Origin of the sequence: Paenibacillus ferrarius, from assembly GCF_002027705.1 — a bacterium.
GTDB lineage: Bacteria > Bacillota > Bacilli > Paenibacillales > NBRC-103111 > Paenibacillus_E > Paenibacillus_E ferrarius.
Genome location: NZ_MBTG01000042.1, coordinates 18,483 through 44,773 on the forward strand (window position 1 = coordinate 18,483; position 26,291 = coordinate 44,773).

Here is a 26,291-nt window from a genome sequence, read left to right on the forward strand (position 1 = left end):
CATAATCGCAGGAATTTGCTGACAACAGGCCATTTCAAGCGCAAAAGGATGCACATTTGCGGGTTTCCAGAATTTTTCTCTGCCGCAAAGTCACTTATCCGCATAAGTTCGACAATAAGCGCATTGGAAATCATTTGTATATACGTCCCGATACATCTCGCGGACAACAAAAAACACCCCCAAACACTGTTTCCAGTGTTCGGAGGTGTTCTTCTAAGCAGGAAGCTACATCCGCTCCGGAGCTGACACGCCCACCACGCGAAGCGTGTTGGCCAAAGTCGTGCGCAGCGCGCCAAGCAGCGCGAAGCGTGCTTGCGTCAAGGCCACATCATCGCTGATGACGTAGTGGCCTCTGTAGTAACTGTGGAACTGGCTCGCCAGTTCATAGACATAACGGATGAGCCGGTGCGGCGCATACTGTTCGGCTGCGATGGCGATTTCTTCCGGAAGCTCGCCAATCTTGCGCAGCAAGTCGAACTCAGCTTCCGATGTGAGCTGGGTAAGATCTACTTGCTCCAGAGGCAGCACCTGAATGTTCTGTTCTTCCGCTTGGCGGAAGATGCTGCAAATCCGTGCATGGGCATACTGCACGTAGAAGACAGGGTTCTCATTGGACTGAGAAACTGCCAAGTCCATGTCAAAATCCAAATGCGAATCCATGCTGCGCATCGCGAAGAAATAACGAATCGGATCCACGCCAACTTCGTCCATGAGGTCTTCCATCGTAACCGCTTTGCCGGTACGCTTGGACATTTTCACCTTTTCCCCATTCTGGAACAAGCTCACCATTTGCGCAATCAGCACAACAAGTCGATCTGATTCAAAGCCAAGCGCTGTCATGGCTGCCTTCATCCGAGGGATGTAACCATGGTGATCTGCGCCCCAAATATTAATTAAGCGCTCGAAGCCGCGGCCAAATTTGTTGCGGTGGTAAGCGATATCCGGAGTGAGATAGGTGAAGGAGCCGTCATTTTTAATCAGCACGCGATTCTTGTCATCACCAAGCGGTGTAGTGTTCAGCCAAGTCGCGCCTTCTTCTTCATAGATGTGTCCATTATCCCGCAGCTCTTGGAGCACCGGAGGAATGAGGTTATCTTCATAAATCGACGTCTCGGAGAACCAGTTGTCGAAATGTACACCGAACCGACCCAAGTCGCGTTTGATTTTGTCGAGCTCTTTGTTCAAGCCATAAGTACGGAAGTACGCGCGACGCTCATCGTCCGGCAAGCTAAGAAGGCGATCCCCTTCTTCGGCAGCAAGATCAGCGGCAAAGCCCTTGATGTCTTCTCCGAAGTAACCATCCTCCGGCATCTCTGCTTCTTGTCCAAGCGCCTGCAAATAACGGGCTTCAATGGATTTGGCCAAGTTCACGACTTGGTTGCCCGCATCGTTGATATAATACTCACGGGAAACCTCGTATCCAGCCAGATCAAGCACATTGCAGAGCACATCGCCAACAGCGGCACCACGCGCATGTCCTAGATGCAGGGATCCCGTTGGATTCGCACTCACGAACTCGACCTGCACTTTCAGTCCTTGACCAACGTTCGATGCCCCGAAGCGCTCTCCCATCTCAAGAACATTCGCGATAACCGGGTACAAGTACACTTTGTTCATTTTAAAATTAATAAAACCAGGTCCGGCAATTTCGGCTTCTGCGATATTCGCTTTGTCCTTTTGCAGGTTAGCGATGATCTTCTCAGCAATCTGTCTCGGGTTTTGTTTGGCAATACGCGTCAACTGCATGGCAACATTCGTAGCAAAATCACCGTGCGTTTTTTCTTTCGGCACTTCAAGAATGATTTCCGGCAATTGCTCTGCTTCTACGATACCCGCTGCTAGAACAGCTTCTACAATCGCTTCTTTTACGATAGCCTTAACTTCGTTTAGTACATCCATTCGTCTTACTCCTCCTGAATTAACAACTTAATCCTGTATGCCCCCGCATGAGCGCCTGATGCATATAAATCATAGCTCCATCTCGTGATGCCGATGCCTTGCTCAGCTTCCGATTTCAGCTCATGTGTCTCAATTTCGAGTTCCAAACGGCCTTGTGGGGTTTGATAATAGCCGATCCGCTTCTCACCAGCCACAAACGTTTGCTCAGCTTGTACATCTCCTTGACGGACAATGCGTATCTGATTCTCTTCCAGCTTAATAAGTGTCACCGTTCTTCCAAGCTCGTTCGGCTCTTCTTCATAGCGGATATACGTGTGATTGCCTTTGCGATAGAGATCCCCTCGTGCTTTCTGCACCGTGGTCTCGCTCCCGCTTCGACTCTCAATTCGAATGCGCACACGCGCTTTAGCCGTCATGGTCCGTCATTCTCCTCTTCTGCAGATCCTCTTTGCGCCTTATGTCAAGATAAGGCAAGTTAGGTATTAGTTTATATGATAAGGTCGATGAATTCAATGATCGTAAGAAAGGATAAGCAAAAAGCCGCCAGCTCATTCCGTGGCAAACACAGATTCGCTGGCGGCTCTATCCTCTTTTGTTACTTAATCAAATCTTCCACAAATTTCGGCAATACGAATGCCGCTTTGTGTAGACGTGGTGTATAGTACTTCGTCGGGAATTCCGGAATGGCTGATTCTTCGACTTGAAGTGGATCGTATTTTTTGCTGCCCATTGTGAACGTCCAAAGACCGCTTGGGTATGTAGGGATGTTCGCGCTGTACACGCGTACGATCGGGAAGATTTCTTTCACATCACGGTTTACCGTTTGGATCAAGTCAGCTTTGAACCAAGGGTTGTCCGTTTGAGCAACGAAGATCCCGTCTTCTTTTAACGCTTCATGGATGCCTTGGTAGAAACCTTTGGAGAACAGCTCAACAGCTGGTCCTACCGGCTCAGTGGAATCAACCATGATAACATCGTAAGTGTTTTTGTGATCGTGAATGTGCATGTAGCCATCGTTAACGATAACTTCTACGCGAGGGTTGTCCAGTTCGCCAGCAATGGTTGGCAAATACTTTTTGGAATACTCGATGACTTTACCGTCGATATCAACCAGAACAGCCTTTTTCACTTTCGGGTGCTTCATGATTTCACGGATAACACCACCGTCGCCGCCGCCAACAACAAGTACGAACTCTGGGTTCGGGTGAGTCACAAGCGCAGGGTGGGCAACCATTTCATGATAAACGAATTCGTCTCTTACCGTTGTCATGACCATGCCGTCCAGGGTCAGCATTGTTCCCCATTCTTCGGTTTCGATCATTGAAAGGTCTTGGAAATCTGTTTGTTCTCTTACATACGTTTCTTTTACTTTTGCCGTGATGCCGAAGCTATCCGTTTGTTTCTCTGTGTACCACAAATCCATGTTCATACCTTCTTTCGCGAGGCTATATTGGGATGAATAAATACTGATATTCGTTATCTCTAACAGTGTGCCACCAGTTGGAAAAGTCATGCGATGGGAGCTAACATTTCCTGTCCCTTCGTACCAAGGATAACGACTTGCACTGTCCATTTGGACGAGTACGTTTATCAAGGTTCTTCAACGCACAAATTGTATTATAGTTCATTACCCCCAAAATGCAATATTTTCCTAGGCTTTTTACACATTTCATAAAAAATATTTACAATTTGTTGAATACGGACTGCCATGCTTTTCCATACTGGATAGTAAAGCCTTTGGGCACGCAGAAAGGGGGAAAGCATGATGTCCGAAAATGAAAACAATCATCCGCCTTCTTCAGGCACGCCACAAAAACCTAAGAATAAAGAGATTCCTGCGTCTATGCGCTGGATGCGGCGTATTAAGAAGATGTTTTCCTTCTTCTTTACTTCCTGCATTCTTATGCTCATCTTGGCCGCCGGCTTCTTCGTTTATTTGCGCACCCAAACGCTGCCCGTTACCAAAATGCTGCAAACTTCCCAAATGTACGATACCCATGGCGAGCTGATTGACACCTTCTATTCAGGGCAAAATCGGCAGGTCGTTTCTCTCAAAGAAATTTCTCCCTATCTCATTAACGCGACGCTTGCTGTGGAGGATCAGCATTTCTACGAACACTTCGGCGTGGATGTGAAAGCGGTCGCCCGTGCAGCTGTTGTCAATGTCCAAGCGATGGCGAAGGTGCAGGGGGCAGGCACGATTACTCAGCAATTGGCACGGAACTTATATTTAAATCATGATCGAACGTGGTCCCGCAAAATCAAAGAAACCGTCTACGCGGTTCAAATGGAAATGCAGCTAAGCAAGGATGAAATTCTTGCCAATTATTTAAATCAGATCTATTACGGTCATTCTACCTATGGCATTGAAACAGCTTCAGAGCTCTTTTTCGGCAAACATGCCAGTGAGTTGACCTTGGCCGAAAGCGCCATGATCGCCGGGGTGCCGAAAGGTCCTCGCTATTATTCCCCCTATTATGATTTGAAAAATGCGATGGATCGCCAAAAAATCGTTCTACAGACGATGGTGCGCAGCGGGTTCATCACGCAAGCCGCAGCCGACGCCGCAGGCAAAGAAAAGCTGAACATTCAACCGCTTACGAAGAAGAAGCCCGCTGCGGCACCTTATTTCCGTGATTATGTGCGGTCTCTTGCCACAGAGAAATTAGGCATATCAGAAGAACAATTTGACGAGGGCGGCATTCGCATTTACACGACATTGGATAAAAAAGCGCAAGCCATTGCCGAGAATACCGTCACCAAACAGCTCGCTGATAAGCCGGATCTGCAAGCTGCCCTTGTGGCCATTGATCCGCGATCCGGGGAAATAAAGGCCATGGTCGGCGGTCGCGACTATTCGGAGAATCAGTTCAATCGGGCCCTCTCGAATACAAGACAGCCAGGTTCCGCTTTTAAACCTATCGTCTATATGGTTGCACTCCAAAACGGCTACACGCCTGTCACACAGGTCAAAAGTGAGCCAACTGTGTTCACCTATGATGAAGGCCGCCAGAAGTATACGCCAAGGAACTTCAATGATCAGTACATTAACGCGAATATTGATATGCGCCAGGCCATTTCCAAATCAGACAACATCTATGCGGTGCATACGATATTGGATGTCGGCCCAGCGAAGGTCATCGACCTGGCCCGCAAGTTAGGGATTGCCTCTCCGATGAAGCCATTGCCTTCGCTGGCGCTAGGTTCGTTCCCCGTAAGCCCGCTGGAAATGGCGTCCGCCTTCAGTACCATTGCGAATCAGGGCGTGCACCAAGAGGCAACAGCCATCGTACGAATTGAGGATGCGAATGGGAAGGTCTTATATGAAGCGAAGCCGCAAGCCGAGCGTGTGCTGGACCCTGCTGTCGCGTATGTGATGACGAATTTAATGGAGAGCGTGTTCGAGGAGGGCGGAACAGGGAATCGAGTTGCCAGTACGATTAAGCGGCCGATTGCCGGCAAAACCGGTACGACCGACACAGATGCTTGGCTGGTCGGCTTCACGCCAGAGCTTACGACGGCAGTGTGGGTCGGTTATGACAAGGACCGGGATATCTCTACTGTGGAATCCCATCTCGCCTCTCCGATTTTCGCTGAATTCACGGAACAAACATTGGACGCAATTCCACCGAAGCTGTTCCCTGTCCCAGAAGGCGTGAATAGCGTCTATATTGATCCAGTGAGCGGCAAGCTGTCGAATGAGGATTGTCCCAATTCTCATCTGGAAGCTTTCCTTGCCGGCACTGAGCCAACTACCTATTGCACTGGAAAGCCTGCCAAGCCAGCGTCCAAAAATGACAATAAAAATACACCAAAAGGCCAAAACAGCTCTTGGTGGAATGATCTCAAACGATGGTGGAATGACTGATCCGCCGACTCCATTGAAACACAAAAAGGCAGAACTAAGCGCGTCTTAGTCTGCCTTTTTGCTGTCCTAGTATATGAGGTAACATACACTAGGGTCTAGTATACTCGGTTCACCATTGCGTAACAATGGATGACACATAATGTTCATATTCTCAAATATGGCTTTTGTGTGATCAAGAAAGGCTGTCTTTCAGGGACTGGTCCGAGCGATTCCACCATTCTTCATTGTGGGCGATGAGTTGTTTTTTCAGTGCTGCCTTCTCCCCGTCTGCCAGACCGTCAAGAATGAATTTACGTTTCATCGCACCGTCCATTTTGTTCACATGATCGGCTAGGATTTTCCAGCCGCGGCGCGCTTCTGTATCCACCAACATTTCGCAAGCAGCCATTCCCGCATAGTAGGCTCCTTCTTCTGTACGATCCACTGCAACCCACACGATCCAAGCCTTGCGGCCATTCGGTACGTCTTCTTTGTTCGTCGAGAATTTGATTCCTTTTTCAATTTTGCTCTTCGCATGAAGGGTACCTTCATCCAAATAAGCTTCATCCCCATCAATAATGATACCCGACACATTGCTCAAATCAATCGCTCCGGCACCAAAGCCTTTATGATTCACTTTGGAACTTACTATATTTAAGGCCAGCTTCTTTTTATCCGCTTCCATAAGGGCACCTTCCACTCTTCATAATAAAATGACACTTCTTCGTTATTGTTATTGTAGCGAAAGTCCACCTCCAGAACAAGGGCAGGATCGAAAGGACCACTGGAATTGCTCCTTTCGATGCCTTGTCCTGCAATTCTTTTCCACTCGCAGAAATATTCCCTAGGTTGTCTACATATACATGCTGTAGATGCTTGTTAGGCGGGGTGAATTTCATGAGTGTTGTATTCAAAAACCGCAAGGTACAATGGTTCGTTGTCATGCTCCTTGCAGCAGGCACGGTCCTGCTGTCTGAAGCTTTGCTCCCATCCGCAAATAGATTGACGATTCCGGTCGTCTCTAAGGATGAATCGTCTGCTCCGGCGCCGGACATGCAGCCTGCAGACAACGGCAAAGCGCCGGATAAGCAAACACCGGCACCGCTAAGCTATCGCATTGCCGAGTATCACATGAACGTTGCCTATACACCTGAGACGCAGCAGCTTCAAGGGCAGCAAACCGTGACGTGGGAAAATCCGGGATCCGTTCCTGTACAAGAGCTTTACCTTCATCTCTATCCGAATGCTTTCGCGTCCAAAAAAACGACGTTTATGCGCGAATCCGGCGGGAAGCTGCGTCAAGATGAAGCCCGGATAGGCAGCACCGGCAGTATGGACTTGCTGTCTGTGAAAACGATTGACGGCGAGGACCTCAGCACTCGAATGACGTTCGTACAGCCGGATGACGGCAACAAGGATGATCATACCTTGCTGAAAATCCCGCTCCCTAAGCCTGTAGGAGCCGGTGAGCAAGTCACGATCAAGACAGAATTCCTGGTCAAGCTGCCTGCCGCTTTCGCGAGAATGGGGTATGTAGGTGACTTCGTCATGGCTGGGCAATGGTTCCCTAAAGTAGCGGCGTATGAGCGAGCAGGTACAAGGGGACGCACAGAGCCGGGGTGGAACCTCCACCAATATCATGGGAACTCCGAATTTTATGCGGATTTCGGCATGTATGACGTGAAAATCCAAGTCCCATCGAATTACACGGTGGCAGCGACGGGGTTCCCCGTTAAACCAGCCGTGACGGATAACGGCATAAAGACCTATCAGTTCTATGCGGATGATGTCCATGATTTCGCTTGGTCGGCTTCGCCTCACTTCGTGTATGTCGAAGAGCCTTTCTCTACCCCGCAGATCCCGGGAGTGAAGATTAAGCTCTATCTTGATCCTAATCATCAAGATTTGAAGGATCGTTACATGGCCGCTGCCAAAAAGGCCCTGTCTCGCTACAGCCAGTGGTATGGATCATATCCATACTCAACTTTGTCTATTGTTGTCCCTCCTCCGGGCGGCAACGGCGCTGGCGGCATGGAATACCCGACACTGGTTACCGCATGGGGAGCTGCCGACAAAACGCCGGATCTGGAGCTCGAACGCGTCGTTGTCCATGAAATTGGGCATCAATTCTTCTATGGTCTCGTCGCCAGCAACGAGTTCGAAGAGGCATGGCTGGACGAAGGCTTCACTTCTTATATCGAAGATAAAGTCATGGAAGTTGATTATGGCGTGTCTCCCAACTTGCCAGTGGAATCCAGCTATATTACATCGCCTAATGCACTGAAACAGAACGCGTGGGATTATAACGGACATGACCAATATGCGGAGAATGTCTATACACGAGCCAAACTTGTGCTCAAAGCCATCGAGAAGCAAGTCGGCACCAAGACGATGGATCGCATCATGCGAGCCTATTTCCAGAAATGGGAGTTCAAGCACCCTGCGACGAAGGACTTTCAGAATGTCGTGGAAGAAATAACCAAGACGAAGTGGGATGATTTCTTCAACGAATATGTCTACGGCGCAATGATGATGGATTACACCGTCGAGAGCATCCGCGTGAAATCGGTAGGCACGAAAGAAGCCGCTTCCTACGAGAGTACCGTCCTCATCTCCAAAAAAGGCGGCAATTCGCCGGAGGTACCGATCCATTTCCATTTCGCAGACGGCACCGCGCTGGATAAAACATGGGACGGCAAAGAAAGCCGGATCGAATTTAAATTCACCCACACGACACCGGTAGATTGGGTTCGCATTGACCCCAATTACACGCTCATCCTGGAAAACAAACACATTAACAATTATATGCAAACCGAAGTGAGCACGAAGTGGAAAATTCGCTGGAATCTCGGTATTATTCAATTCCTGCAAACGATATTCGGCTGGGTTTCCTGGTAGGGTTAAGCAAATCTCGAAGGAGGGACTTCCATGACATCCTATATTAAATCCGGCTTCCTGGCAGCTTTAGCGCAGCCTTTTGCCACGATTATTCTGTTCGTGTACCAAATGGGCTGGGGCATCCTGCTTTACAAGCTGGTCCAGGGGGTGCTCGTCCCTCTCATGCACCGCTTTCCCGGCGCCGACCAGCCGAAGGAGGCCCTGCAGCTGTTTCTGGCTGAAAGTCAGTTTCAAATTATGAAAACCGATCTTATCTATCCTTACCTCTGGTGGCTAGCTGCGTTGCTCTTGCTCCGCATGCTGCTAACGCCTTTGCTGAACAGCGGTGTTTATTACTCGCTTACCCATTCCGAGCAAAATGCAGGTTATCGCTTCTTCCGCGGAATAAAGGAGCTTATGCTGCCCTTTCTCCTTGCGTATATAACCCGGATCACACTCACCGCGGCTCCGCTCATTTGGCTGCTGCCCAAAGCGCAATCTTTGTTTACGCACAGCACATCGTTTGAGGAAGCCGCGCTCCAATTACTGCCTTGGCTTGCAGGCATGCTGGTATATGGCTTTCTTTTGCACCTCATGTTCATGTACATACAGTTTGCGCTTGCTGGGAACCTTGGTGTCCTATCAACAGTCATCACATTCATTCGCTTTTCGCTTCCCATCATGGGTATAGCACTTATTCTCCTATGCAGTGCAGGACTATTGGCAGGGATCACCTTCACAGCGACCTACTTATGGGCAGGTCTGGTAGCGCTAATCATTTATCAGCTCTTCCCTCTTTTCCACATATTCCTGCAAATTTGGGCGATCACGTCACAATTCAAACTGCTCTCCGCCAAATTGAATGGTTAAAATCAACGAAAACAGCTTAAATTGACTTAAAATGCCTCATTCACTTGTGAATGGGGCATTTTTTCGTCCGATTTGCGATATTTTTCACTTTTTTATAGAAGGAAGCGCTTGGAAAAGGAGGAATTTCAATCTTTATGACGAATTACAAAAACTAGCATCAAAAAACCAAATATTTCATGCCGAATTCCTCATTTCTTTGGGGAAACGGGGGAACCACTACCCGGGTGAATTGATCTTGCAAGACAGGGATCATAGGGAACCTTCAACCGAACCCTCCAGCTAACCTCGTAGGCACCGGAAGGAGACAAGCAGTTGAAAAAGATTGTTGCTCTTGTTTTTAGTCTTGTTTTGTTTTTGAGTGTGGCTTTAGGAAGTGTGTCTGCGTCACAAGCTAAGTTGGATGAAACGGTTGATGGATTGCTCGGAATTCCGTACAAAGATGCGGGAACGACAACAAAGGGCTTTGATTGCTCTGGATTTACCAGATACGTTTTCGACCAGTTCGGTATTGACCTTCCTCATAGTTCATCTGCTCAAGATAAAGAGGGCTTCTGGGTTGACAAAAGTGATCTTCGCAAAGGCGATCTTGTGTTCTTCAACACAGGCGGCAAAGGCATTTCTCACGTTGGTATCTACTTGGGTAACGGTGAATTTATTCATTCCGCGTCCGATGAAGGCATCGTGAAAAATAAGCTAAGCGAATCGTACTATGCCAAGAGGTATGTATCCGCCAGACGTGTTCTGTGGGATGATATCTACAATCAGCTAACTGCTGAATCCAAGTAATTTTCCTGCAATACCATGAATAAAGCCTGGGCAAGCCTAGCTCTCAAGAGCAGCTTCCGGGCTTTTATTCTTTTGGGAGGCCTATTGAATAGAATGAAAGTGTTTATACATCGGAAGGATTTGAGGGTAGACGATCTAGCTGCCTTTAATTATTTATTAGAAAGCGGCGCGCCTAGTTTGCATATGCTCATTCTGGATCCCTCGCTGCTGGGTCACTCCAGGCATGAGGCTCATAGCGGCAAACAATTTCTGCGATATGTAAAAAGGTTGATGAACCTTTATCAGCAATATGATCGAACCTTATATGTGGTTTATGGAGAGCCCGAAGTGGTTCTTGAGCGTTTACTGCAAAATAGCCCCATTGATGAGGTTGTCCTGCATAGCGATTTCACGCCTTATGCGAAATCACGTGATGGGAAGCTGCGGGATGTCGCCCGAGAACTAGGTGTATCGTTCACGACATTCATCGATCATACCCTTGCGGATTTAGCCGATTTTCAGATTACCTCAGGCAAAAGTGGTCCTTACAAAGTATTTACCCCCTTTTATAGAAAGTTAAACACCTATTTGCAAACATTTTATCGCCCTTCTTCACCGATTCATTTGAGCGATTTATCAACCGTAAATCTCGCTCATTGGGAAGACGGGCATCGCTTATTAGAGCTCTTGCAGACCTTTGCTCCGCCTTTTTCCTGGGAGGATGCCCCTCAAGCTGAAGATCCTGCTGAACAGCTGGATGATTTCTTGCGGGATCATCTCCCTTATTATGTCGAGCGGCGCGATCATTACGCTTATGACGGCACCAGCTCGTTGAGTGCAGCTATGAATGCAGGCGCGATTTCGATCCGCAAGGTTTATGAAGCTGTGATGAATCAGGAACATGCAGCCGCATGGGTGCGGCAATTGATATGGCGCGATTTCTATATGTACCAAGCCATCTATGATGACAACTTTTTCAGCTATGAGAAATGCTTTGATTTATCCGCTCTGAGCGACCGGCACTTCGAGCGATGGTGCAGCGGCCAGACAGGCGTGCCGATTATTGATGCGGCTATGACAGAGCTGAATGAAACAGGTAGAATGCCCAACCGCCTGCGTATGATAACGGCCATGTTTCTCACGAAAAACTTGCTTTGTCCTTTTACCTTAGGTGAACAGTATTTCCGCGATAAACTCCATGATTACGATAACATCTTGAATCGCGGCGGTTGGCTGTGGAGCGCGTCACTTGGTTTCGACGCTTCTCCCTATTTCCGCATTATGAACCCGGTGACCCAGTCGGTCACGCATGATCCAAGTGGGCAATACCTGCGCAGATGGCTGCCACAGCTGATGGATCAGAATGACAAGCAGATTCACTTGCCACAAGCGCACGCAATTGTGGATATCAAAGCATCCCGAGCTGCTGCTATTGAGGTGTATAAGCATATTATGAGAAGCAAACAGATCGATGGGCCTGATAGCTCGTAGATGCGAAATGAATCATAAAACGCATACCTTCCTCTGCAGCAGCCAAAAGCTGTAACTTGACATCGCATGTAAGCCGTTCTATAATAACGGCATGTCGTTTTCTAGGGTTCCGCGGCGTTCAACTGCCGGCCTGGTCCAAGAGAAAACACACAGCGAATACGCTGTGGTCACGGAGGGGGAAAAGCCCGGGAGTCTAATCGCTAAGCGATGACTTCCGGGCTTTTTCTGTTTTGCCGCGGCCAAAAAGGCGTGTACAGCACTATTCAAAGGAGTGATTCATCATGGCATGGTTGTATCTCGTTATTGCAGGTGTTTTTGAGGTGGTTTGGGCCATTTCCTTGAAGTTTTCCAATGGTTTCACACGACTGGTTCCTTCTTCCATTACCATCGCAGGGATGGCGGTTAGCTTCTATTTCCTAGCTGTCGCAACGAAAACTCTTCCAATTGGTACCGCCTACGCGGCATGGACTGGAATTGGCGCTGTTGGCGCCATAATCATCGGCACACTTTTTCTCGATGAACCCATCAGTTTGACGCGGATCTTATTTATGATCCTAATCCTAGTAGGCATCCTTGGACTTAAATTTACTTCTGGACATTAATCGAACAGCCTTATCGCTAACAAACTAACTCGCTCTGAGCCAACTTTAGTGGATACTTCTTCCTTCTGATACTACCTCACATGGCTAAGACTCAAAAAAGTCGGGATACCGTCCATGAGATGGCGTTTCCCGACTCTTTTCACATCAATTGACGATCAGTGCCGTAGCGGCGTTTGAGCTGGCTTAAGAAGAACTGCAAAGACAAAAACAAGATAGCGAAACTCGTACCGACGCTCAAAATGATCCAAGGATGCAGCCTGATATACCTTGAACCGTAGGCAATCATAGACAGCCACTCTCCAGATGTCGTGATGGTGATTGAGTAGCCGGCATCTGCGTCGCCGATAGCCTCTGTCCCGCCAAGCACGATGTTGAAGACAGCGAGCTGCCCGAGCAGGAAGAGCACCTGCATAAATTCACTGAGGAAAATGAACAATATTTCATTGCGCATACAAGGAACCAAGTGCCGAAGGGTCCTATGAATAACGGAGCCCCCCATCAAACGCGAGGCTTCAATAAACAATTTATCATTATAATAGCGTGTTCGTTCAGCCATCTGATGTGCCAGCGGAAATACACCAATAAACGTAACCAAACTAACAAACGTAGCGAAAAAAAGAATCTGATAATGTGGATCTGCCTTTGTCCATTGATCCAGCCTCAAGCCAAAATACATGCCAGCCAGAGGCGGGAATAAAAATATAAATGCAGGGACAGATGCCACTACCCACTGCATCGCTTTAAGAATTCCCCACCCCTTGCCGGTCATCCCGCTCCACAACCCCCAGGGCAGTGCGAACAGAAAGCGGGCCAAAGTCAGGACCAGCGCGATGCCCAGCGTGTATTTCAGGCCATTTAGCAATAAGCTGAGGATGTCAAAGCCCCGATGATCCGTACCGAGCAGGAACGTGCTGTTCGGCGCGTACGGTGGGATGCTGTACCTCGTTTTGCCATCTTCTTGATACTGAATCATATTAATTTTATCCGTTGGCGTAATGCCATGCGGCTTAAGCCACGTGCCGAAAATCATGACGAGCAAAATTACGACAACAAGGGCAATCGAACAGTAGTAAGCGGTAGATGAGCGTTTCATCTTCATTGGGAGACTGCCTCCCCTGTGCGGATGACGAACCTTCTGCGCAGCAGAGCGTACAGCACATGAAAGGCCATGGCCACTAATGCAAGTGTCATGCAAATGACGGACATCGACGAGACGCTTTGAACAGTCGGCGAGGTGATGAAGCCGCCAAGGCCAAATATCCCGCATATTGCTTCAGCGACAGCCATGCTGGCCAGCGCCAACGTAGTCGCTTTGGGCAAGATGGCTAGCAAATCCTGCATGACGTTGCGCAGCACATGCGAAATGAGCACCTCGCTGCGGGTTAACCCCTTGGCTTGTGCGGTAACCACGTAGTCTTGACCCAATTCTCGCGAGATAGCAACACGCATCGTGCCATAGATGGTCACCGAAGGAATGAGCGCAATCGTCAGAAATGGAATGAGGAACGGTGTCTTATTCCCTACTTGCACAATCAGAAGCACGTAATGCCCAAGAAATTTCGTAGCATAAATCGCTCCTAATTGAATAAGCACAATCAAGAAGAAGTCAGGCAATCCAACGAGCAAAGCATGAACGCCGTCCATGAAAACGCCGATTCGCCGCCACTTTGCTGAGAGCATCGCCAGAAGCAGACTGACACCAACAGCCATCAACAAACCAGGAATGAAGTACGTGCATGTTCGCAGCAGCATTGTCGGCAGCTCTTGAACAACCGTCACCTCTGTGCGATTAAAAGGGCTGCGGAATTTCCCGAAATCGCCATGCAGAAAGCCTTGAAGCTGCTCTTTGATCGAATAGCCATAGTAACGCCATGAAATGGTCGGATGATCCAAAGGAACGGCCGCGGCACGGAAAACACCTTTTACCGCCATTATTTTCCCTAAATAATCCCACACCTTCCCATAGGGAACGGTGAGCAGCCCAGCTTTCTCATCCAAGACTTGACTGCCAGGCAGCTTTTCGCTTATTGCTTGCAAGGTGGAACCTGAACCAACCATGATCTTAATCTGATCCGGTTGGGTAGATATGAACGCATTGCGGATATTACTCAGAAAGAAGATGCACACGAGCGTAAACAATCCAAGCAATACCCAGCGTAAAGTCGACTTCAACTATCGTCACCCCGTCCTATAATTCACCAGTGGTAGATAACTATTTTCATAGTGTACCACGAATTTTTTAGGAGTTCTATCCACTTTATGGAATTTACATAGCGCCTAACACGTTGTTCCCATCCAGGCAAAAAAAGCTGCAGCAAGCCAGCCTAAGCCAGCTTACTACAGCCTGTATTATGAGCTGAACTGCGCCTGATGCAAGCGGCTGTAGACACCGCCTACTGCGATAAGCTCTTCATGCCCGCCTTGCTCGGTAATGCCATGCTCCGTCACGACGACGATACGATCCGCATTCTTGATCGTCGCCAGTCGGTGGGCGATGACTAACGTCGTGCGCCCCTGCGACAGCTCGGCAAGCGACTGCTGAATCGCCGCCTCGGTCTCCGTGTCGAGCGCCGATGTCGCCTCATCGAGGATGAGAATCGGCGGATTCTTCAAGAACATCCGCGCGATGGCGAGCCGCTGCTTCTGTCCGCCCGACAGCTTGACGCCGCGTTCGCCAACGATCGTATCCAGTCCCTTCGGCTGGGACTGGATGTAGCCTTCCAGCTGCGCGCGACGCGCAGCTTCCCAGATCTCGGCATCCGTCGCGCCCAGCTTGCCGTAGGCGATGTTCTCCCGCAATGTGCCAGAGAACAGGAACACGTCTTGCTGCACGATGCCGATTTGGCGGCGCAGCGACTCCAGCTCGATGCTGCGAATGTCGCGGTCATCGATGGAAATGCTGCCCTCGCTGACATCGTAGAATCGAGGCAGCAAGCTGCAGATCGTCGTCTTCCCTGCGCCGGACGGGCCGACGAAAGCAACGGTTTCTCCCGCCCGAATGGTTAAGCTGATATCATTCAATACCCGCGCTTCGTCTCCGTAGCCAAAAGACACGGAATCGAATGTAATTTGTCCATCCAAATGCTCAACCTTGACGGCATTCGGAGAATTGGATACCTCCGGCTCGGTGTCAATCACTTCGACGTATCGTTTGAAACCGGCAATCCCTTTCGGATAGCTTTCAATCACGTTGTTAATCTTCTGGATCGGCCCAAGAAAGACGTTCGTCAAAAGCACGAAAGCAATAAACTCGCCATAGCTGATTTGCTTGTCAATAACGAACCACGTGCCGCAAATCAGGACGAACACCGTCACCATCCGCATTAATATGTAGCTAAGCGATACATTCCACGCCATAATTTTATAGGACAGCAGCTTGGTCAATCGGAAACGTCCATTGTTATCCTCGAACAGCTTCTTCTCATAGGACTCGTTCGCGAACGCTTGAACTACGCGAATCCCTCCGATATTGTCCTCGACTCTTGCGTTAATATCCGCGAGGTCTCCCATCATGCGGCGGAAGGTTTTCGTCATTTTCTGATTAAAGTATACCGCAATCCAGAGCAGGAACGGCACAATAACGAAAGTTAACAGCGCCAGCTTCACATTAATACTGAGCATGAGCAGCAGCGCACCGATCAAGGTCATCACCGCGATGAACAGATCCTCCGGACCATGATGCGCGACTTCCCCAATCTCGAGCAGGTCATTGGACATTCGCGACATCAATTGACCTGTTTTATTATTGTCATAAAACCGGAAGGAGAGCTTCTGCAAATGATCGAACATCTTTTTGCGCATGTCCGTCTCAATATTAATCCCCAGCTTATGTCCCCAGTATGTGACGATGAAATTCAGCACTGTGTTGAGTCCATAGACAGCAAGCAAGCCTACGCAAGCCCATAGAATCCAACTCCAATTGCCTGCAGGAAGCAGTTTATCCACAACTTGATTCACAGCAAGCGGAAATCCGAGCTCTAGCAGCCCAGCTACAACCGCGCAGGTAAAATCCAAAATAAATAAGTGTTTGTAGGGCCTATAATAGGAAAAAAAGCGTTTTAACACATGTCCCCACCTCCCATCGCTTATTATACCTCATAAAAAAATGAAAAGAAGCCCTATTTAGGACTTCATGGAAGCAGCAATATCTGAAAGTCTTGCAGCCAGCTCTGTCATTAGACTTGTGGCAGCCGCCATCTGATTCGTAGCTGACGCTTGTTCATGACTGCGGATTGCGCTGCCTTCCGACGCTACGGTGATCGAGGTCATCTTAAGACCGATCTGCTCGATGAGATTCGCAATTTGCTCGGCATTCTCCTTGGACTGCGCGGAAAGCTTTCGAATTTCTTCGGCAATCACGGCAAAACCTCGTCCATGTTCCCCGCTTCTTGCGGCCTCGATACCAGCATTCAAGCCGAGAATGTGCGTTTGTGTGGATACGGTTCGGATAAAAGACATGATCGAGCCAATTTGCTTCGATATATGCTGCACATCCTTGATTTCTTCCGCCAGCTGCTTCTCATTCAACTCAATTTCACTCGCTGATTTGGCAATCGCCTCAATCCCCGCTACAACACCTTGGGTATTCGTATCAAGCTGCTCGGCTACCTCCTGCAGGTCCTTGCCCACTCGCTGAACCAACTCCCGATTCACGTTGCGCACACGCGAGGACAAGGCTTTCATGATACGCCAGGCAAAGGCAGAATCTGCTGACAATAGCTCTTGGAACGCTTCCTCTTGCAAGAGAAGCAATCGGCAATGTTCCACTGCCTTGGCGGTCCCGCTTCTAGGCAGTCCTTCCAGAAGAGACATTTCGCCGAAAAAATCACCTTCCCTAAGTTTAGCCGCTGGAATCTGTTTTCCCTCGATCTTCAGCCAAATCTCAACGGTACCTTCTAAGACGATGTACATGTGGTGCCCGGCATCGCCTTCTTGAAACAACGTTTCTCCTTTGTTTATGACAACTTCTTGTCCAATTTGTTTCCCGTCCAGCTGCTCCATGTTCATCATCCCTGTCATCTCCACTCTCTATACGCGTTGATTGCCGCGATATCTCTTTTCTTTCCATCTTACACACTGGTAGGCCGAAAGTCTCTAAGAAAATAGGCCCTTGTCGGAGGACATGTGTCCACTATTTTCATATATATAGGTGAACGGCATCCTGTGTGTGGAGGAATTAACCTATGCTAAGCAATTCGTTAGACACGCGAACGGCTATCTTTCTTGCAGCCATGTGCAGTCAAAGCTATCAGCAGCTTGAAAATGGTAACGATAGCATTGTTTTGCCAAAATCTTATCGCATGGTGTCTCCCTGTACAGCGACTTCTATCTTCGGCGTAAGAGAGCTGTTCGGCTTTATCGCGGAATCGGACGGACAGATCGTCATCGTATTTCGAGGCACCTCCACGACATCGGATTGGATCTCCGATATCATTGCCAGACAAACTGCTTTCCCTTATGCCGCAGAGGAGGGACTCGTGCACAAAGGCTTCATTGATATTTACAGCTCTGCCCGCAAGCAAATATTAGCCTCGCTTCGCAAGCTTTCAGCCCACAAAACGCTGTACATCACAGGACACAGTCTTGGCGGTTCTCTCGCCATCTTATGTGCCGCTGATTTGGCGACCAATACTCGGTTTAAGATGCCTTCTGTGTATACCTATGCCTCACCACGCGTTGGGAATCCGGAATTCGCCAGCCTGTTTAACCATCGAACCGGACCTCACTACCGCATTTATAATACGAATGATATCGTCCCTGAATTGCCGCCTTTCCTATATAAGTCCCCCCGAACCAATCTGATCTACCACTACCTTCATGTAAAAAAGGGCGTAGAGCTTACCTTTCAAGCAGGCTCTGTTTCGGCTAATCATGCGATGGACAATTATTTCAAAGAGCTCTCCAAGTTGGATCCTCGTTATACACAGCGATTAAATGCGCAGAATCCGGGATTTTGCCCAGATGTCTAGTCAGATGAAGAAGAAAATAAAGAAGAAGCCCCGGACCGCCATACTTGTGTCGTTATGTAACTGCCATCCACCGGAACCAAAGACCGGAAAGGGGGCATTTTTTATGTGCCATTTGGCTATCAGCTCTATTTCTCGATACCTATCTACTTGTTTTTGCAATCGTTTCACTTGCTCATCTATTCTTGTTCTTTTCCCTGAGACGCACGCAGCTCTCTGAGTTCCTTCGTCATGGCTTCTACCAGCTCTGGCCTGCCGTGGAATTGCGCCGGTGTATTCTGGTGAAGTACAATCTGCCAGATCTGATCCTTCCTTACCGCGATCATCGTGTGATGCGTATGAAGCTCCGGAGCCAAATCAGACTTCCCTTGGGGGACCATCCCGGCGATGGCTCGCAGAACAGCAACTCCCTCAGCCAGAAAGTGAACAGATTTCACTTTTCCGTAATAAGGCGGCGTCGGATGATTCGCAAATATAGGAGCCAAGTGTTCTAGAATCATCCACCGCCCTTGGACCACACTTCCGTCAAATCCGATCAATTCCCCTTCCTCAGCAAAAACAGCTGCCATATCCGCAGCTTTACGTTCATTCCACGTCGTTAAAAGCCGTTGATATAGGGCTTGAACTGATGCTTCCTCCGTAGATAATGTTGGTGTGCTCATCCTAATTCCTCCTTATGCAGCAATGAGATTAGTATATCATGCTAGAGAAAAAACCTTATATTTCTTAAAATCCCTCTTATAACCCTGACAATAAGTTGTCAGGGTAGTGTGTTTATAATCAAGTTAAATAAACACGATACATGAAGGGATTTGATCAACATGAAAGTAAAGAACCAAACAGGCTTTGTATTAGCCGGACTGCTATTAGCCATTCTTATGGCATCGATGGATAATACCATCGTTGCCACAGCCATGGGCTCAATTATCGCCGATCTCGGAGGACTCGATAAATTCGTGTGGGTCACATCCGCCTACATGGTTGCCGAAATGGCAGGTATGCCCATCTTCGGCAAGCTATCAGATATGTATGGGCGCAAACGTTTCTTCATCTTCGGCATCCTCGTCTTTATGCTTGGATCTGCTTTATGCGGTACAGCCTCTTCCATCGTTCAGCTGAGCTTATATCGCGCCATTCAAGGCATCGGCGGCGGCGCTTTGGTACCGATTACCTTCACCATTATGTTCGACACCGTCAAACCTGAGAATCGCGGGAAGCTAATGGGCTTGTTCGGAGCGGTGTTCGGCATGTCCAGCATCTTCGGTCCCTTGCTTGGGGCCTATATGACCGACTATATCAAGTGGGAATGGATATTCTTCATTAATCTTCCGCTTGGACTTCTTGCTTTCGGATTGGTGGCTTTCTTCTATAAAGAATCTCTTCAGCATGCTAAGCAACGTATTGACTGGACAGGTGCTTTAACGCTTGTTGGCGCTATTGTATGCCTCATGTTCGCTTTGGAGCTGGGCGGTAAACAATTCGCTTGGCATTCTGCCCAAATCCTCGGATTATTTACTGGATTCGCGGTCCTTACCGGCTGCTTCCTCTACGCAGAGACGAAAGCCGAAGAACCGATTATCTCTTTTAAAATGTTCAAAGACCGCCTCTACTCCGCCAGCAATGCCATCGCTATGTTAAGCGGCGCAGCCTTCATTACGGCTTCGGTCTATATTCCCATCTTCATCCAAGGCGTGCTCGGCGGCAGCGCAACGAATTCCGGTTTAGTGCTGCTGCCGATGATGCTGGGAACGGTTGTTACCGCAACGGCCGGCGGCATGCTGACCAGCAAATTTTCTTATCGTGCCATTCTGATCTCGACATTGCTTCTACTGGTCGCTGGCATAGCACTGCTCACGACGTTAACACCGCAATCTTCACGCCTGGTTATTACAATTTATATGATCCTGATTGGTCTAGGCATCGGCGCTTCCTTCTCCGTGCTGAGTAATGCCGCTATTCATTCAGTAGCCGTCAGCCAACGCGGCGCTGCAAACTCAACGCTGAATTTCCTACGCTCCCTTGGCATGACGATCGGCATCACGATCTTCGGCATTATCCAAAGCCATTCACTTACTCGTCATCTGTCGGATGCTTTCTCTGGGAATGGATCCGCCGGGCTGCCGCAAGGCCTAGACTTCAAAGATCCACATGCACTCTTAGACCCGGCAACCCGCTCCAACATTCCGGAGAAAATTTTAGGTCAAATTTCAGAAGGACTGTCCTCGTCCATCGTACTTACTTTTGCCTGGGGAATCATCCCTGCCGTACTAGCTTTGGCTGCTGCTTTTGCGATGAGCAAAGAACGCTTTGTGCTGGAAGCGGAGACAGAGAAATTCGCTGCTTCCCATTAAAATGAACTAAGACCAGAGCCCCCTCAGGGTTTCTGGTCTTAGTTCTATATCAGAGCCTAGCGAGCCTCTCACTCCTCAAAAAGCGCTGTAGACAAATACCGCTCACCGGTATCCGGCAGCACAACGACGATGGTCTTCCCTTTATTCTCGGGACGCTTAGCGATTTCCGTCGCTGCGAAAGCCGCAGCACCGGATGAGATCCCAACAAGCAATCCTTCGGATTTGGCTAATTCACGGGCCGTTTGTATAGCATCTTCATTGCTTACCGTAACAATCTCGTCTACGACTTCTCTACGGAAATTATCCGGCACGAACCCGGCGCCAATTCCTTGAATCTGATGCACGCCCCGCTTGCCTCCAGATAGAACAGGAGAGTCTTCCGGCTCCACGGCAATAATCTGAGCAGACGGGTTTCTTGCTTTCAGCAGCTCACCTACACCTGTAATCGTTCCGCCTGAGCCTACCCCGGCAACGAAAATATCAACGTTCCCCTCCGTGTCCCTCCAAATTTCTTCAGCTGTCGTCTTCCTGTGAATCTCGGGATTCGCCCGGTTGCTGAATTGCTGCGGAATGAAGGAGTTCGGCATCTGTGAGGACAACTCCTCCGCCTTCCTTATCGCGCCAAGCATCCCTTCGGATGCGGGTGTCAGCACAAGCTCGGCACCAAGTGCCTTCAATAATTTCCTTCGTTCCACGCTGAAAGAATCCGGCAAAATAATGATCAACCGATATCCCAGCGCCGCTGCGGCAAAAGCCAAACCGATTCCTGTATTCCCGCTGGTCGGCTCGATAATGACCGTCTCTTTATTCAATTTGCCCGAGGCTTCGGCTTCTTTGATCATGGCAAAACCGATTCGGTCTTTGACACTGCCTGCCGGGTTGAAATATTCTAATTTGGCGAGGATCTTGGCCTCGAGATGATGCTTATGGTTATAGTTCCAGAGCTCAAGCAGCGGCGTATTGCCGATTAGCTCCGTTAGATTATTATAAATGTTGGTCATACATGTACCTCCTCGGTTATTAAACCCATGAACTTAGTCGGATAAGATCAGTATAGCATGCATGCCCTTAATTAAATAAATCAGAAATGTTGATGAAAGTGTACGCTATTTTCTTATATATGGGTGTTTGTTTTAATCGTACCCACTTATGGTACACTGGGATAAGAAACTATCGAAAGCCGCAAGGGGAATCTATGAATATGAAGCTAGTATCGTGGAATGTGAATGGTTTGAGAGCCTGTGTGAATAAGGGGTTTATGGATTATGTCCAGCAGAAAGATGCCGACATCATTTGTCTGCAGGAGACTAAACTGCAAGAAGGACAGATTAACCTAGAGCTCGGTGAGACCTATCAGCAATATTGGAATTACGCGATCAAGAAAGGGTATTCCGGCACAGCTGTTTTTACCAAAGAAAAGCCGCTATCCGTTCGTTACGGTATCGAGCTGGACGAAGAACCTGAGGGTCGGATTATCACGCTGGAATTTGAACAATTCTATTTGGTGACTGTGTATACGCCCAATGCTAAACGTGATCTATCTAGGCTAGACTATCGAATCGAGTGGGAAGATCGTTTTCGCACCTACCTTTTGCAATTGGATGCGCTTAAGCCTGTTGTGGTCTGTGGGGATCTTAACGTGGCGCATAACGAGATTGATCTGAAGAATGCGAAGGGAAATCATAATAATTCGGGCTTTACTTTAGAAGAGCGCGGGAAAATGACGGAGCTCTTAGAAGCCGGTTTCATCGATACGTTTCGTGAGCTGTACCCAGATCGAACAGACATGTATTCGTGGTGGTCCAATATGCCTGGTGTTCGAGCCCGAAATGTAGGATGGCGCATCGACTATTTCCTTGCTTCCCAGCGATTGCGCTCCTTCATCATGGATGCTTCCATTGATTGCGACATTCTGGGCAGCGACCATTGCCCTGTTGTGTTGGAACTGGATTTCGCTCAGTAACATGATCATGGCAGGATTATCGCCTAATCAGCCCTAAATCGCAGAACCCCCTGTCACAATTGTGTGAGAGAGGGTTCTTGTGGTATCAGGAGACTCATATGTCTCCGTTTCTAATAGTCAAAACTTCTATCATGCGAAGTCCGGCGCCGCAAATACCCTCTAACCGCTTTATAGCCATAGAAGCCTAGCAGCGTAAGTTCAAGTCCCCATATGATCACAGTCGAAATATCGCTCGGCTCGATTTGCAAATAGTTGAATTCAGCGAACTGTTTTCTCTCGAATTTATCAGCCACCATCTGTGCGACATGATCGACAATCGGAGAAAAGTCCTTCCCAAAGCCCTGCTCGCTCATATAATCCTGAACTTCAAGCTTTAGAATATCAACTTCACTCCAAGAAAAAGCATACACCCATTTCATCGTTCCATCTGGCGCGGGGCTGAAGCTAACAATGAAATCATTTTTGTTGCCGTTCTGCCATCGGTCTTGCAGCGCATACCCGTACTCTCTGGGTTTGTCGTCCCCGACGTTAACGAAGATCACATTAACCTGCTTCCATGACCTCGTTTTTCCTGGTTTGTCCGGATCTGGTATGTCTTGATTCAGCTTCGTGTTCCAAGCAGCCAGCCTATCTAATGCCTTGGCTTTGCCTGGAACATCCCCCACAATCCGATCCACTTTGATCAAATCCCTGACATAATCAGGATAAGAGGGGAGACCAGGATAATCTTTAGGATCGAGCTCCGTATGCCTAAAAAGGCTATAAGAGCCTTTCACCTTATTCGTGTACGTATGCTTAGAGGCTGACGGCATCCCCAGCGGAAAAAACTTGGCAAGCTCCGCAGTCGAATTGGGGTAACGATCGTTGAACTCCGTTTTCCCGTCCAAGGATTCACTCACCGTCATCCAGCCGTTATCCGTCGTTTGAATTTTATTCTTGGCCTCGTGATGCTCCCAATGTCCCCGGTCTTTGGTGCAGCTTTTACGGCCATGGCTGTCCGTCTCGCATTCTTCTTTGCCGGGAATCCATTCATCCCATTCCTCTTGATGTTCCCAAGCCGAGATTGATCCTGACCACACCTCTTTATCTAGCGTTCGCCAATAGTAGTCTGCCGCAATTACACCGCCAAAGAGGATCGCAGACAGCACGGTGATCCATATGTAGCGCCACCATCTTCTGCCCAGAAAAAGCTCAATCGCAAACCCGACAATCAGAACAAGAAAAAACGCTGCCCAATATGCCATCTGCTACCTCAGCTTCACTTCATTATCTTTGCCCGTTTGATACGCATCGCTTGTGCGATCCGACGTAATGATAAACTTATTCGCGTCCATCGTTTCAAAATGGAAGATGCTGTTCATCAAGACATGCTTGCGAATATGCGTATTATACTCCCGCACCAGATCGGCAATTTTCTTCTGATTACGGTCAAACTCTGTGCGCCCAGCGGAAATTTCATTCTGGAGCTTCGCATACAGATCCTTATTCATTTGAGGATTCTGCTCTTGGACGATTTTGAAAAGAGCCCCTGTATCGTTGTAGCGACCGGCAATCAGATCGGTATACACTTTTTTGATATCGTCTGCTTGCATATCCGTCACTTGGGCCATTTCTTTGAATCGTTTCCACATATTATCGTAATTGGATTTGTTCGAGACATGCTGTGCTTTAATTTTCTCATCCAAGGCAATCGCTGTATTGCGATGTCCCCACAACATAGCCGCGCTAATAATCGCTATAACGAGAATTACGCCAATAAAACCTAAACAACCGATAACAAAAATGCTGTTTCTATTCCGCACGTTATGACACACCTCTGTCTATAATTTCCACTAATCTGTCTTATTCTAGCATATTCCTCAACTGGAAAGATCAAAATTCCACAAATTTTTGCAGTAAACCAAGTGCGAATGATAGGCAGAGGAACGTCAAAAAGGGCTGCAACAACCTGCCCCAAAAGGCAAGCTGTTACAACCTGTCTAATCCCTCATAGATCGCGGGACGTCGCTTATCTCTTACCAGCCAAAATCCAGTGTTTCTCCTGTCTCTACATAACTCTTGATATTGCTTAGGATCATCGGCCAACTGGATTGGGTGGACTCATAAGAAGGATGATTCTCTGGCCACTGATCATTAACCAATGTAAGCTTCGTACAATTGCCAACAACATCCAGTGTAAGTGTAACCCTCGTCTCTAATTCTGCATGGTTTTCCCGATAAGAGGGCCCTGGATGCTCGGTGTAGCTCATCTTAAGATTCGGCTCAAAGGCCAGCACTTCGCCATAAACGTGAACGGTTTCATCGCCTTCACTGCCTGGCCCCACATAAGCATAAGGAGAGCCTATTTCAAAGGTTGAGTTCAGTACACAACCAAAAAATATAGCCTTCGTCCCTTCCGGTGAAATGAACACCTCCCAAACCTTCTCTGGCTTTGCATTGATATAGAATTCATATTTAAGATCTAACATAATCTTGCCTCCATTCATGTGTATTTCATTGCTTTCATCATGCTAAACTGCTAGTCTCAATAGTAGAGCATTCCCACTTCCATGTATTGTAAAAACGCGACAAGCGCAATCGTCTGGGGGAAACTAGATGAAATCCAACGTACAGCAAACCGATAAAGGCATTCTGCATGCGGAAGCCGGGAGACAGAAATTTTCACTTATGCGCTATCAACCTTCTGAAGATTTGGCCTTATATATCGAGCAGTACTGGGTCGTCCGTTGGGATTTAAGGGGGCAAGCTCCATTCCGCCAGGTTATCCTGTCCTACCCCAATGTGAATATAGCCTTTGAACGAGAAAGCAGCGGGCTCTTCGCCGGTGTTTACGGTGTTCCCAAAACAACATACACTCGCCTACTGCAAGACGAAGGCATCGTCTTCGGGGTCAAATTTCATCCGGCGGGCTTCTACCCGTTTTGGAACAAGCCTGTATCTCTTCTTACCGGTCAAACGCTAAGCATCCATGATGCTCTTGGCCTTGAGGTCACAGATATGACGAAGACCATGCTCCAGTTGGAACATGGGGAAGAAATGGTACCGCTCGTGGAACAATTTCTGCGGAATCTCCTTCCGGAGCCCGATGAACAGGTTGCCCGAATCAACCGAATGGTACAATCCGCCATCAACAATCGAGAGATTCTGCAGGTAGAGGACATCGTGCAAGAATTCTCTATTAATAAGCGAACGCTGCAGCGACTCTTCAACCGTTATGTTGGCGTTAGTCCGAAATGGGTCATAGGGCGATACCGGCTTCAAGAGGCTGCTGAGCTTATTGAGAAAGGCGGTCTACCCAACTGGTCTAAATTGTCTCAGGATTTGGGTTATTACGACCAAGCCCACTTCATCAAAACCTTCAAAGCCATGATTGGCAAATCCCCCGAGGAGTATGTGAAAAGCATCGAAAGTTCCAATGCAAATCGCAACAACAATGAACCTCGATCACAGCCTAAATAATCCCATACACATAGAAAAGCAGCCCCTCCAACGCGTGCCGGGGCTGCTTTTTCATTCTATCTCAAGGATGACTTTTATACAGAAGGTGTTAGTTATTCATCTAAGAAAAATGTTAAAATAACATAGTTTGGGAAATACTATTCTCATCGCTGCTGATAGAATTCGCAAAAACATAGGTTTCGCACAATAATAGTTGTTCGA

Annotated in this window: 23 protein-coding genes and 2 riboswitches; of the genes, 10 read left to right on the forward strand and 13 right to left on the reverse strand. The window is 48.2% G+C overall.

What is annotated here, in order from left to right; all coding sequences use genetic code 11:
• Window positions 1-225: 225 nt before the first annotated feature.
• From argS to speE, 3 genes are all read right to left on the reverse strand, one after another.
• The gene (gene argS / locus BC351_RS31835) at window positions 226-1,899 is read right to left on the reverse strand and encodes an arginine--tRNA ligase (protein ID WP_079418643.1); all 1,674 of its coding nucleotides are present in this window, start codon (window positions 1,897-1,899) and stop codon (window positions 226-228) included.
• A gap of 5 nt (window positions 1,900-1,904) precedes the next feature.
• Window positions 1,905-2,315: a YwiB family protein gene (locus BC351_RS31840; RefSeq protein WP_079418645.1), complete on the reverse strand. Its 411-nt coding sequence runs from the start codon at window positions 2,313-2,315 to the stop codon at window positions 1,905-1,907.
• A 179-nt stretch (window positions 2,316-2,494) separates the two neighbouring features.
• A complete protein-coding gene (gene speE / locus BC351_RS31845) occupies window positions 2,495-3,322 on the reverse strand; it encodes a polyamine aminopropyltransferase (RefSeq protein ID WP_079418647.1) in 828 nt (275 codons plus the stop codon).
• 420 nt (window positions 3,323-3,742) lie between these two features.
• Between speE and BC351_RS31850 the strand changes: the two genes are divergently transcribed.
• Window positions 3,743-5,767, forward strand: coding sequence for a transglycosylase domain-containing protein (locus tag BC351_RS31850; protein WP_425270954.1), 2,025 nt, complete (start codon window positions 3,743-3,745; stop codon window positions 5,765-5,767).
• A 172-nt stretch (window positions 5,768-5,939) separates the two neighbouring features.
• Here BC351_RS31850 and BC351_RS31855 read toward each other — a convergent pair whose 3' ends face one another.
• Window positions 5,940-6,431, reverse strand: a complete 492-nt coding sequence (locus BC351_RS31855; protein ID WP_079418651.1) for a YwhD family protein — start codon at window positions 6,429-6,431, stop codon at window positions 5,940-5,942.
• 212 nt (window positions 6,432-6,643) lie between these two features.
• Between BC351_RS31855 and BC351_RS31860 the strand changes: the two genes are divergently transcribed.
• The 5 genes from BC351_RS31860 to sugE all read left to right on the forward strand — a co-directional run bounded on the left by BC351_RS31860 (window position 6,644) and on the right by sugE (window position 12,351).
• A complete protein-coding gene (locus tag BC351_RS31860) occupies window positions 6,644-8,644 on the forward strand; it encodes a M1 family metallopeptidase (RefSeq protein WP_079418653.1) in 2,001 nt (666 codons plus the stop codon).
• A gap of 30 nt (window positions 8,645-8,674) precedes the next feature.
• Window positions 8,675-9,493 carry a hypothetical protein gene (locus BC351_RS31865; RefSeq protein WP_079418655.1) on the forward strand — a complete coding sequence of 273 codons (819 nt, stop codon included), beginning with the start codon at window positions 8,675-8,677 and terminating at the stop codon, window positions 9,491-9,493.
• Window positions 9,494-9,660: 167 nt separating this feature from the next.
• Window positions 9,661-9,802, forward strand: a riboswitch (cyclic di-AMP (ydaO/yuaA leader).
• Between the two features lie 3 nt (window positions 9,803-9,805).
• Complete coding sequence (locus BC351_RS31870) at window positions 9,806-10,279, forward strand: C40 family peptidase (RefSeq protein ID WP_079418657.1); 474 nt, start codon at window positions 9,806-9,808, stop codon at window positions 10,277-10,279.
• Between the two features lie 93 nt (window positions 10,280-10,372).
• A complete protein-coding gene (locus BC351_RS31875) occupies window positions 10,373-11,749 on the forward strand; it encodes a cryptochrome/photolyase family protein (protein WP_079418658.1) in 1,377 nt (458 codons plus the stop codon).
• Between the two features lie 90 nt (window positions 11,750-11,839).
• Window positions 11,840-11,943, forward strand: a riboswitch (guanidine-I (ykkC/yxkD leader).
• An 87-nt stretch (window positions 11,944-12,030) separates the two neighbouring features.
• On the forward strand, window positions 12,031-12,351 hold the full coding sequence (gene sugE, locus BC351_RS31880) for a quaternary ammonium compound efflux SMR transporter SugE (RefSeq protein ID WP_079418660.1): 321 nt from the start codon (window positions 12,031-12,033) through the stop codon (window positions 12,349-12,351).
• A gap of 139 nt (window positions 12,352-12,490) precedes the next feature.
• On the opposite strand, the gene BC351_RS31885 is transcribed toward sugE, so the two are convergent.
• From BC351_RS31885 to BC351_RS31900, 4 genes are all read right to left on the reverse strand, one after another.
• Window positions 12,491-13,450 carry a hypothetical protein gene (locus BC351_RS31885; protein WP_079418662.1) on the reverse strand — a complete coding sequence of 320 codons (960 nt, stop codon included), beginning with the start codon at window positions 13,448-13,450 and terminating at the stop codon, window positions 12,491-12,493.
• The gene (locus tag BC351_RS31890; RefSeq protein WP_079418664.1) at window positions 13,447-14,523 is read right to left on the reverse strand and encodes an ABC transporter permease subunit; all 1,077 of its coding nucleotides are present in this window, start codon (window positions 14,521-14,523) and stop codon (window positions 13,447-13,449) included. Before BC351_RS31890 ends, BC351_RS31885 begins: the two co-directional genes overlap by 4 nt.
• A gap of 177 nt (window positions 14,524-14,700) precedes the next feature.
• Window positions 14,701-16,416 carry an ABC transporter ATP-binding protein gene (locus tag BC351_RS31895; RefSeq protein ID WP_079418666.1) on the reverse strand — a complete coding sequence of 572 codons (1,716 nt, stop codon included), beginning with the start codon at window positions 16,414-16,416 and terminating at the stop codon, window positions 14,701-14,703.
• Window positions 16,417-16,473: 57 nt separating this feature from the next.
• Window positions 16,474-17,361: a methyl-accepting chemotaxis protein gene (locus BC351_RS31900; protein WP_158082301.1), complete on the reverse strand. Its 888-nt coding sequence runs from the start codon at window positions 17,359-17,361 to the stop codon at window positions 16,474-16,476.
• 173 nt (window positions 17,362-17,534) lie between these two features.
• On the opposite strand from BC351_RS31900, the gene BC351_RS31905 reads away from it, so the two are divergent.
• Entirely contained in the window at window positions 17,535-18,320 is a 786-nt protein-coding gene (locus BC351_RS31905) for a lipase family protein (RefSeq protein WP_079418670.1), read from the forward strand.
• A gap of 176 nt (window positions 18,321-18,496) precedes the next feature.
• Here BC351_RS31905 and BC351_RS31910 read toward each other — a convergent pair whose 3' ends face one another.
• Window positions 18,497-18,979, reverse strand: a complete 483-nt coding sequence (locus tag BC351_RS31910; protein ID WP_079418672.1) for an SgcJ/EcaC family oxidoreductase — start codon at window positions 18,977-18,979, stop codon at window positions 18,497-18,499.
• Window positions 18,980-19,138: 159 nt separating this feature from the next.
• On the opposite strand from BC351_RS31910, the gene BC351_RS31915 reads away from it, so the two are divergent.
• Window positions 19,139-20,668, forward strand: a complete 1,530-nt coding sequence (locus BC351_RS31915) for an MDR family MFS transporter (RefSeq protein ID WP_079418674.1) — start codon at window positions 19,139-19,141, stop codon at window positions 20,666-20,668.
• A 68-nt stretch (window positions 20,669-20,736) separates the two neighbouring features.
• Here the strand turns inward: BC351_RS31915 and cysK are convergent, their stop codons facing one another.
• On the reverse strand, window positions 20,737-21,669 hold the full coding sequence (gene cysK / locus BC351_RS31920) for a cysteine synthase A (RefSeq protein WP_079418682.1): 933 nt from the start codon (window positions 21,667-21,669) through the stop codon (window positions 20,737-20,739).
• Window positions 21,670-21,869: 200 nt separating this feature from the next.
• Here cysK and BC351_RS31925 point away from each other — a divergent pair, with 200 nt between their 5' ends.
• The gene (locus BC351_RS31925; protein ID WP_079418684.1) at window positions 21,870-22,631 is read left to right on the forward strand and encodes an exodeoxyribonuclease III; all 762 of its coding nucleotides are present in this window, start codon (window positions 21,870-21,872) and stop codon (window positions 22,629-22,631) included.
• A 110-nt stretch (window positions 22,632-22,741) separates the two neighbouring features.
• Here BC351_RS31925 and BC351_RS31930 read toward each other — a convergent pair whose 3' ends face one another.
• From BC351_RS31930 to BC351_RS31940, 3 genes are all read right to left on the reverse strand, one after another.
• A complete protein-coding gene (locus BC351_RS31930) occupies window positions 22,742-23,875 on the reverse strand; it encodes a hypothetical protein (protein WP_208629874.1) in 1,134 nt (377 codons plus the stop codon).
• Window positions 23,876-23,878: 3 nt separating this feature from the next.
• Window positions 23,879-24,433 carry a hypothetical protein gene (locus BC351_RS31935; RefSeq protein ID WP_079418686.1) on the reverse strand — a complete coding sequence of 185 codons (555 nt, stop codon included), beginning with the start codon at window positions 24,431-24,433 and terminating at the stop codon, window positions 23,879-23,881.
• A gap of 213 nt (window positions 24,434-24,646) precedes the next feature.
• Entirely contained in the window at window positions 24,647-25,099 is a 453-nt protein-coding gene (locus tag BC351_RS31940) for an SRPBCC family protein (RefSeq protein WP_079418688.1), read from the reverse strand.
• 127 nt (window positions 25,100-25,226) lie between these two features.
• Between BC351_RS31940 and BC351_RS31945 the strand changes: the two genes are divergently transcribed.
• The gene (locus BC351_RS31945) at window positions 25,227-26,090 is read left to right on the forward strand and encodes a helix-turn-helix domain-containing protein (RefSeq protein ID WP_079418690.1); all 864 of its coding nucleotides are present in this window, start codon (window positions 25,227-25,229) and stop codon (window positions 26,088-26,090) included.
• Window positions 26,091-26,291 lie beyond the last annotated feature (201 nt).

What these genes read in the sequence shown, in the direction of transcription:
- BC351_RS31860 (WP_079418653.1), top strand. Translation starts at nt 6,644, where the DNA reads ATGAGTGTTGTATTCAAAAACCGCAAGGTACAATGGTTCGTTGTCATG.
- cysK (WP_079418682.1), bottom strand. Translation starts at nt 21,669, where the DNA reads ATGACCAACATTTATAATAATCTAACGGAGCTAATCGGCAATACGCCG.
- BC351_RS31850 (WP_425270954.1), top strand. Translation starts at nt 3,743, where the DNA reads ATGCGCTGGATGCGGCGTATTAAGAAGATGTTTTCCTTCTTCTTTACT.
- BC351_RS31865 (WP_079418655.1), top strand. Translation starts at nt 8,675, where the DNA reads ATGACATCCTATATTAAATCCGGCTTCCTGGCAGCTTTAGCGCAGCCT.
- argS (WP_079418643.1), bottom strand. Translation starts at nt 1,899, where the DNA reads ATGGATGTACTAAACGAAGTTAAGGCTATCGTAAAAGAAGCGATTGTA.
- BC351_RS31885 (WP_079418662.1), bottom strand. Translation starts at nt 13,450, where the DNA reads ATGAAGATGAAACGCTCATCTACCGCTTACTACTGTTCGATTGCCCTT.
- BC351_RS31855 (WP_079418651.1), bottom strand. Translation starts at nt 6,431, where the DNA reads ATGGAAGCGGATAAAAAGAAGCTGGCCTTAAATATAGTAAGTTCCAAA.
- BC351_RS31945 (WP_079418690.1), top strand. Translation starts at nt 25,227, where the DNA reads ATGAAATCCAACGTACAGCAAACCGATAAAGGCATTCTGCATGCGGAA.
- BC351_RS31925 (WP_079418684.1), top strand. Translation starts at nt 21,870, where the DNA reads ATGAAGCTAGTATCGTGGAATGTGAATGGTTTGAGAGCCTGTGTGAAT.
- BC351_RS31940 (WP_079418688.1), bottom strand. Translation starts at nt 25,099, where the DNA reads ATGTTAGATCTTAAATATGAATTCTATATCAATGCAAAGCCAGAGAAG.
- sugE (WP_079418660.1), top strand. Translation starts at nt 12,031, where the DNA reads ATGGCATGGTTGTATCTCGTTATTGCAGGTGTTTTTGAGGTGGTTTGG.
- BC351_RS31905 (WP_079418670.1), top strand. Translation starts at nt 17,535, where the DNA reads ATGCTAAGCAATTCGTTAGACACGCGAACGGCTATCTTTCTTGCAGCC.
- speE (WP_079418647.1), bottom strand. Translation starts at nt 3,322, where the DNA reads ATGGATTTGTGGTACACAGAGAAACAAACGGATAGCTTCGGCATCACG.
- BC351_RS31900 (WP_158082301.1), bottom strand. Translation starts at nt 17,361, where the DNA reads ATGATGAACATGGAGCAGCTGGACGGGAAACAAATTGGACAAGAAGTT.
- BC351_RS31910 (WP_079418672.1), bottom strand. Translation starts at nt 18,979, where the DNA reads ATGAGCACACCAACATTATCTACGGAGGAAGCATCAGTTCAAGCCCTA.
- BC351_RS31840 (WP_079418645.1), bottom strand. Translation starts at nt 2,315, where the DNA reads ATGACGGCTAAAGCGCGTGTGCGCATTCGAATTGAGAGTCGAAGCGGG.
- BC351_RS31930 (WP_208629874.1), bottom strand. Translation starts at nt 23,875, where the DNA reads ATGGCATATTGGGCAGCGTTTTTTCTTGTTCTGATTGTCGGGTTTGCG.
- BC351_RS31875 (WP_079418658.1), top strand. Translation starts at nt 10,373, where the DNA reads ATGAAAGTGTTTATACATCGGAAGGATTTGAGGGTAGACGATCTAGCT.
- BC351_RS31915 (WP_079418674.1), top strand. Translation starts at nt 19,139, where the DNA reads ATGAAAGTAAAGAACCAAACAGGCTTTGTATTAGCCGGACTGCTATTA.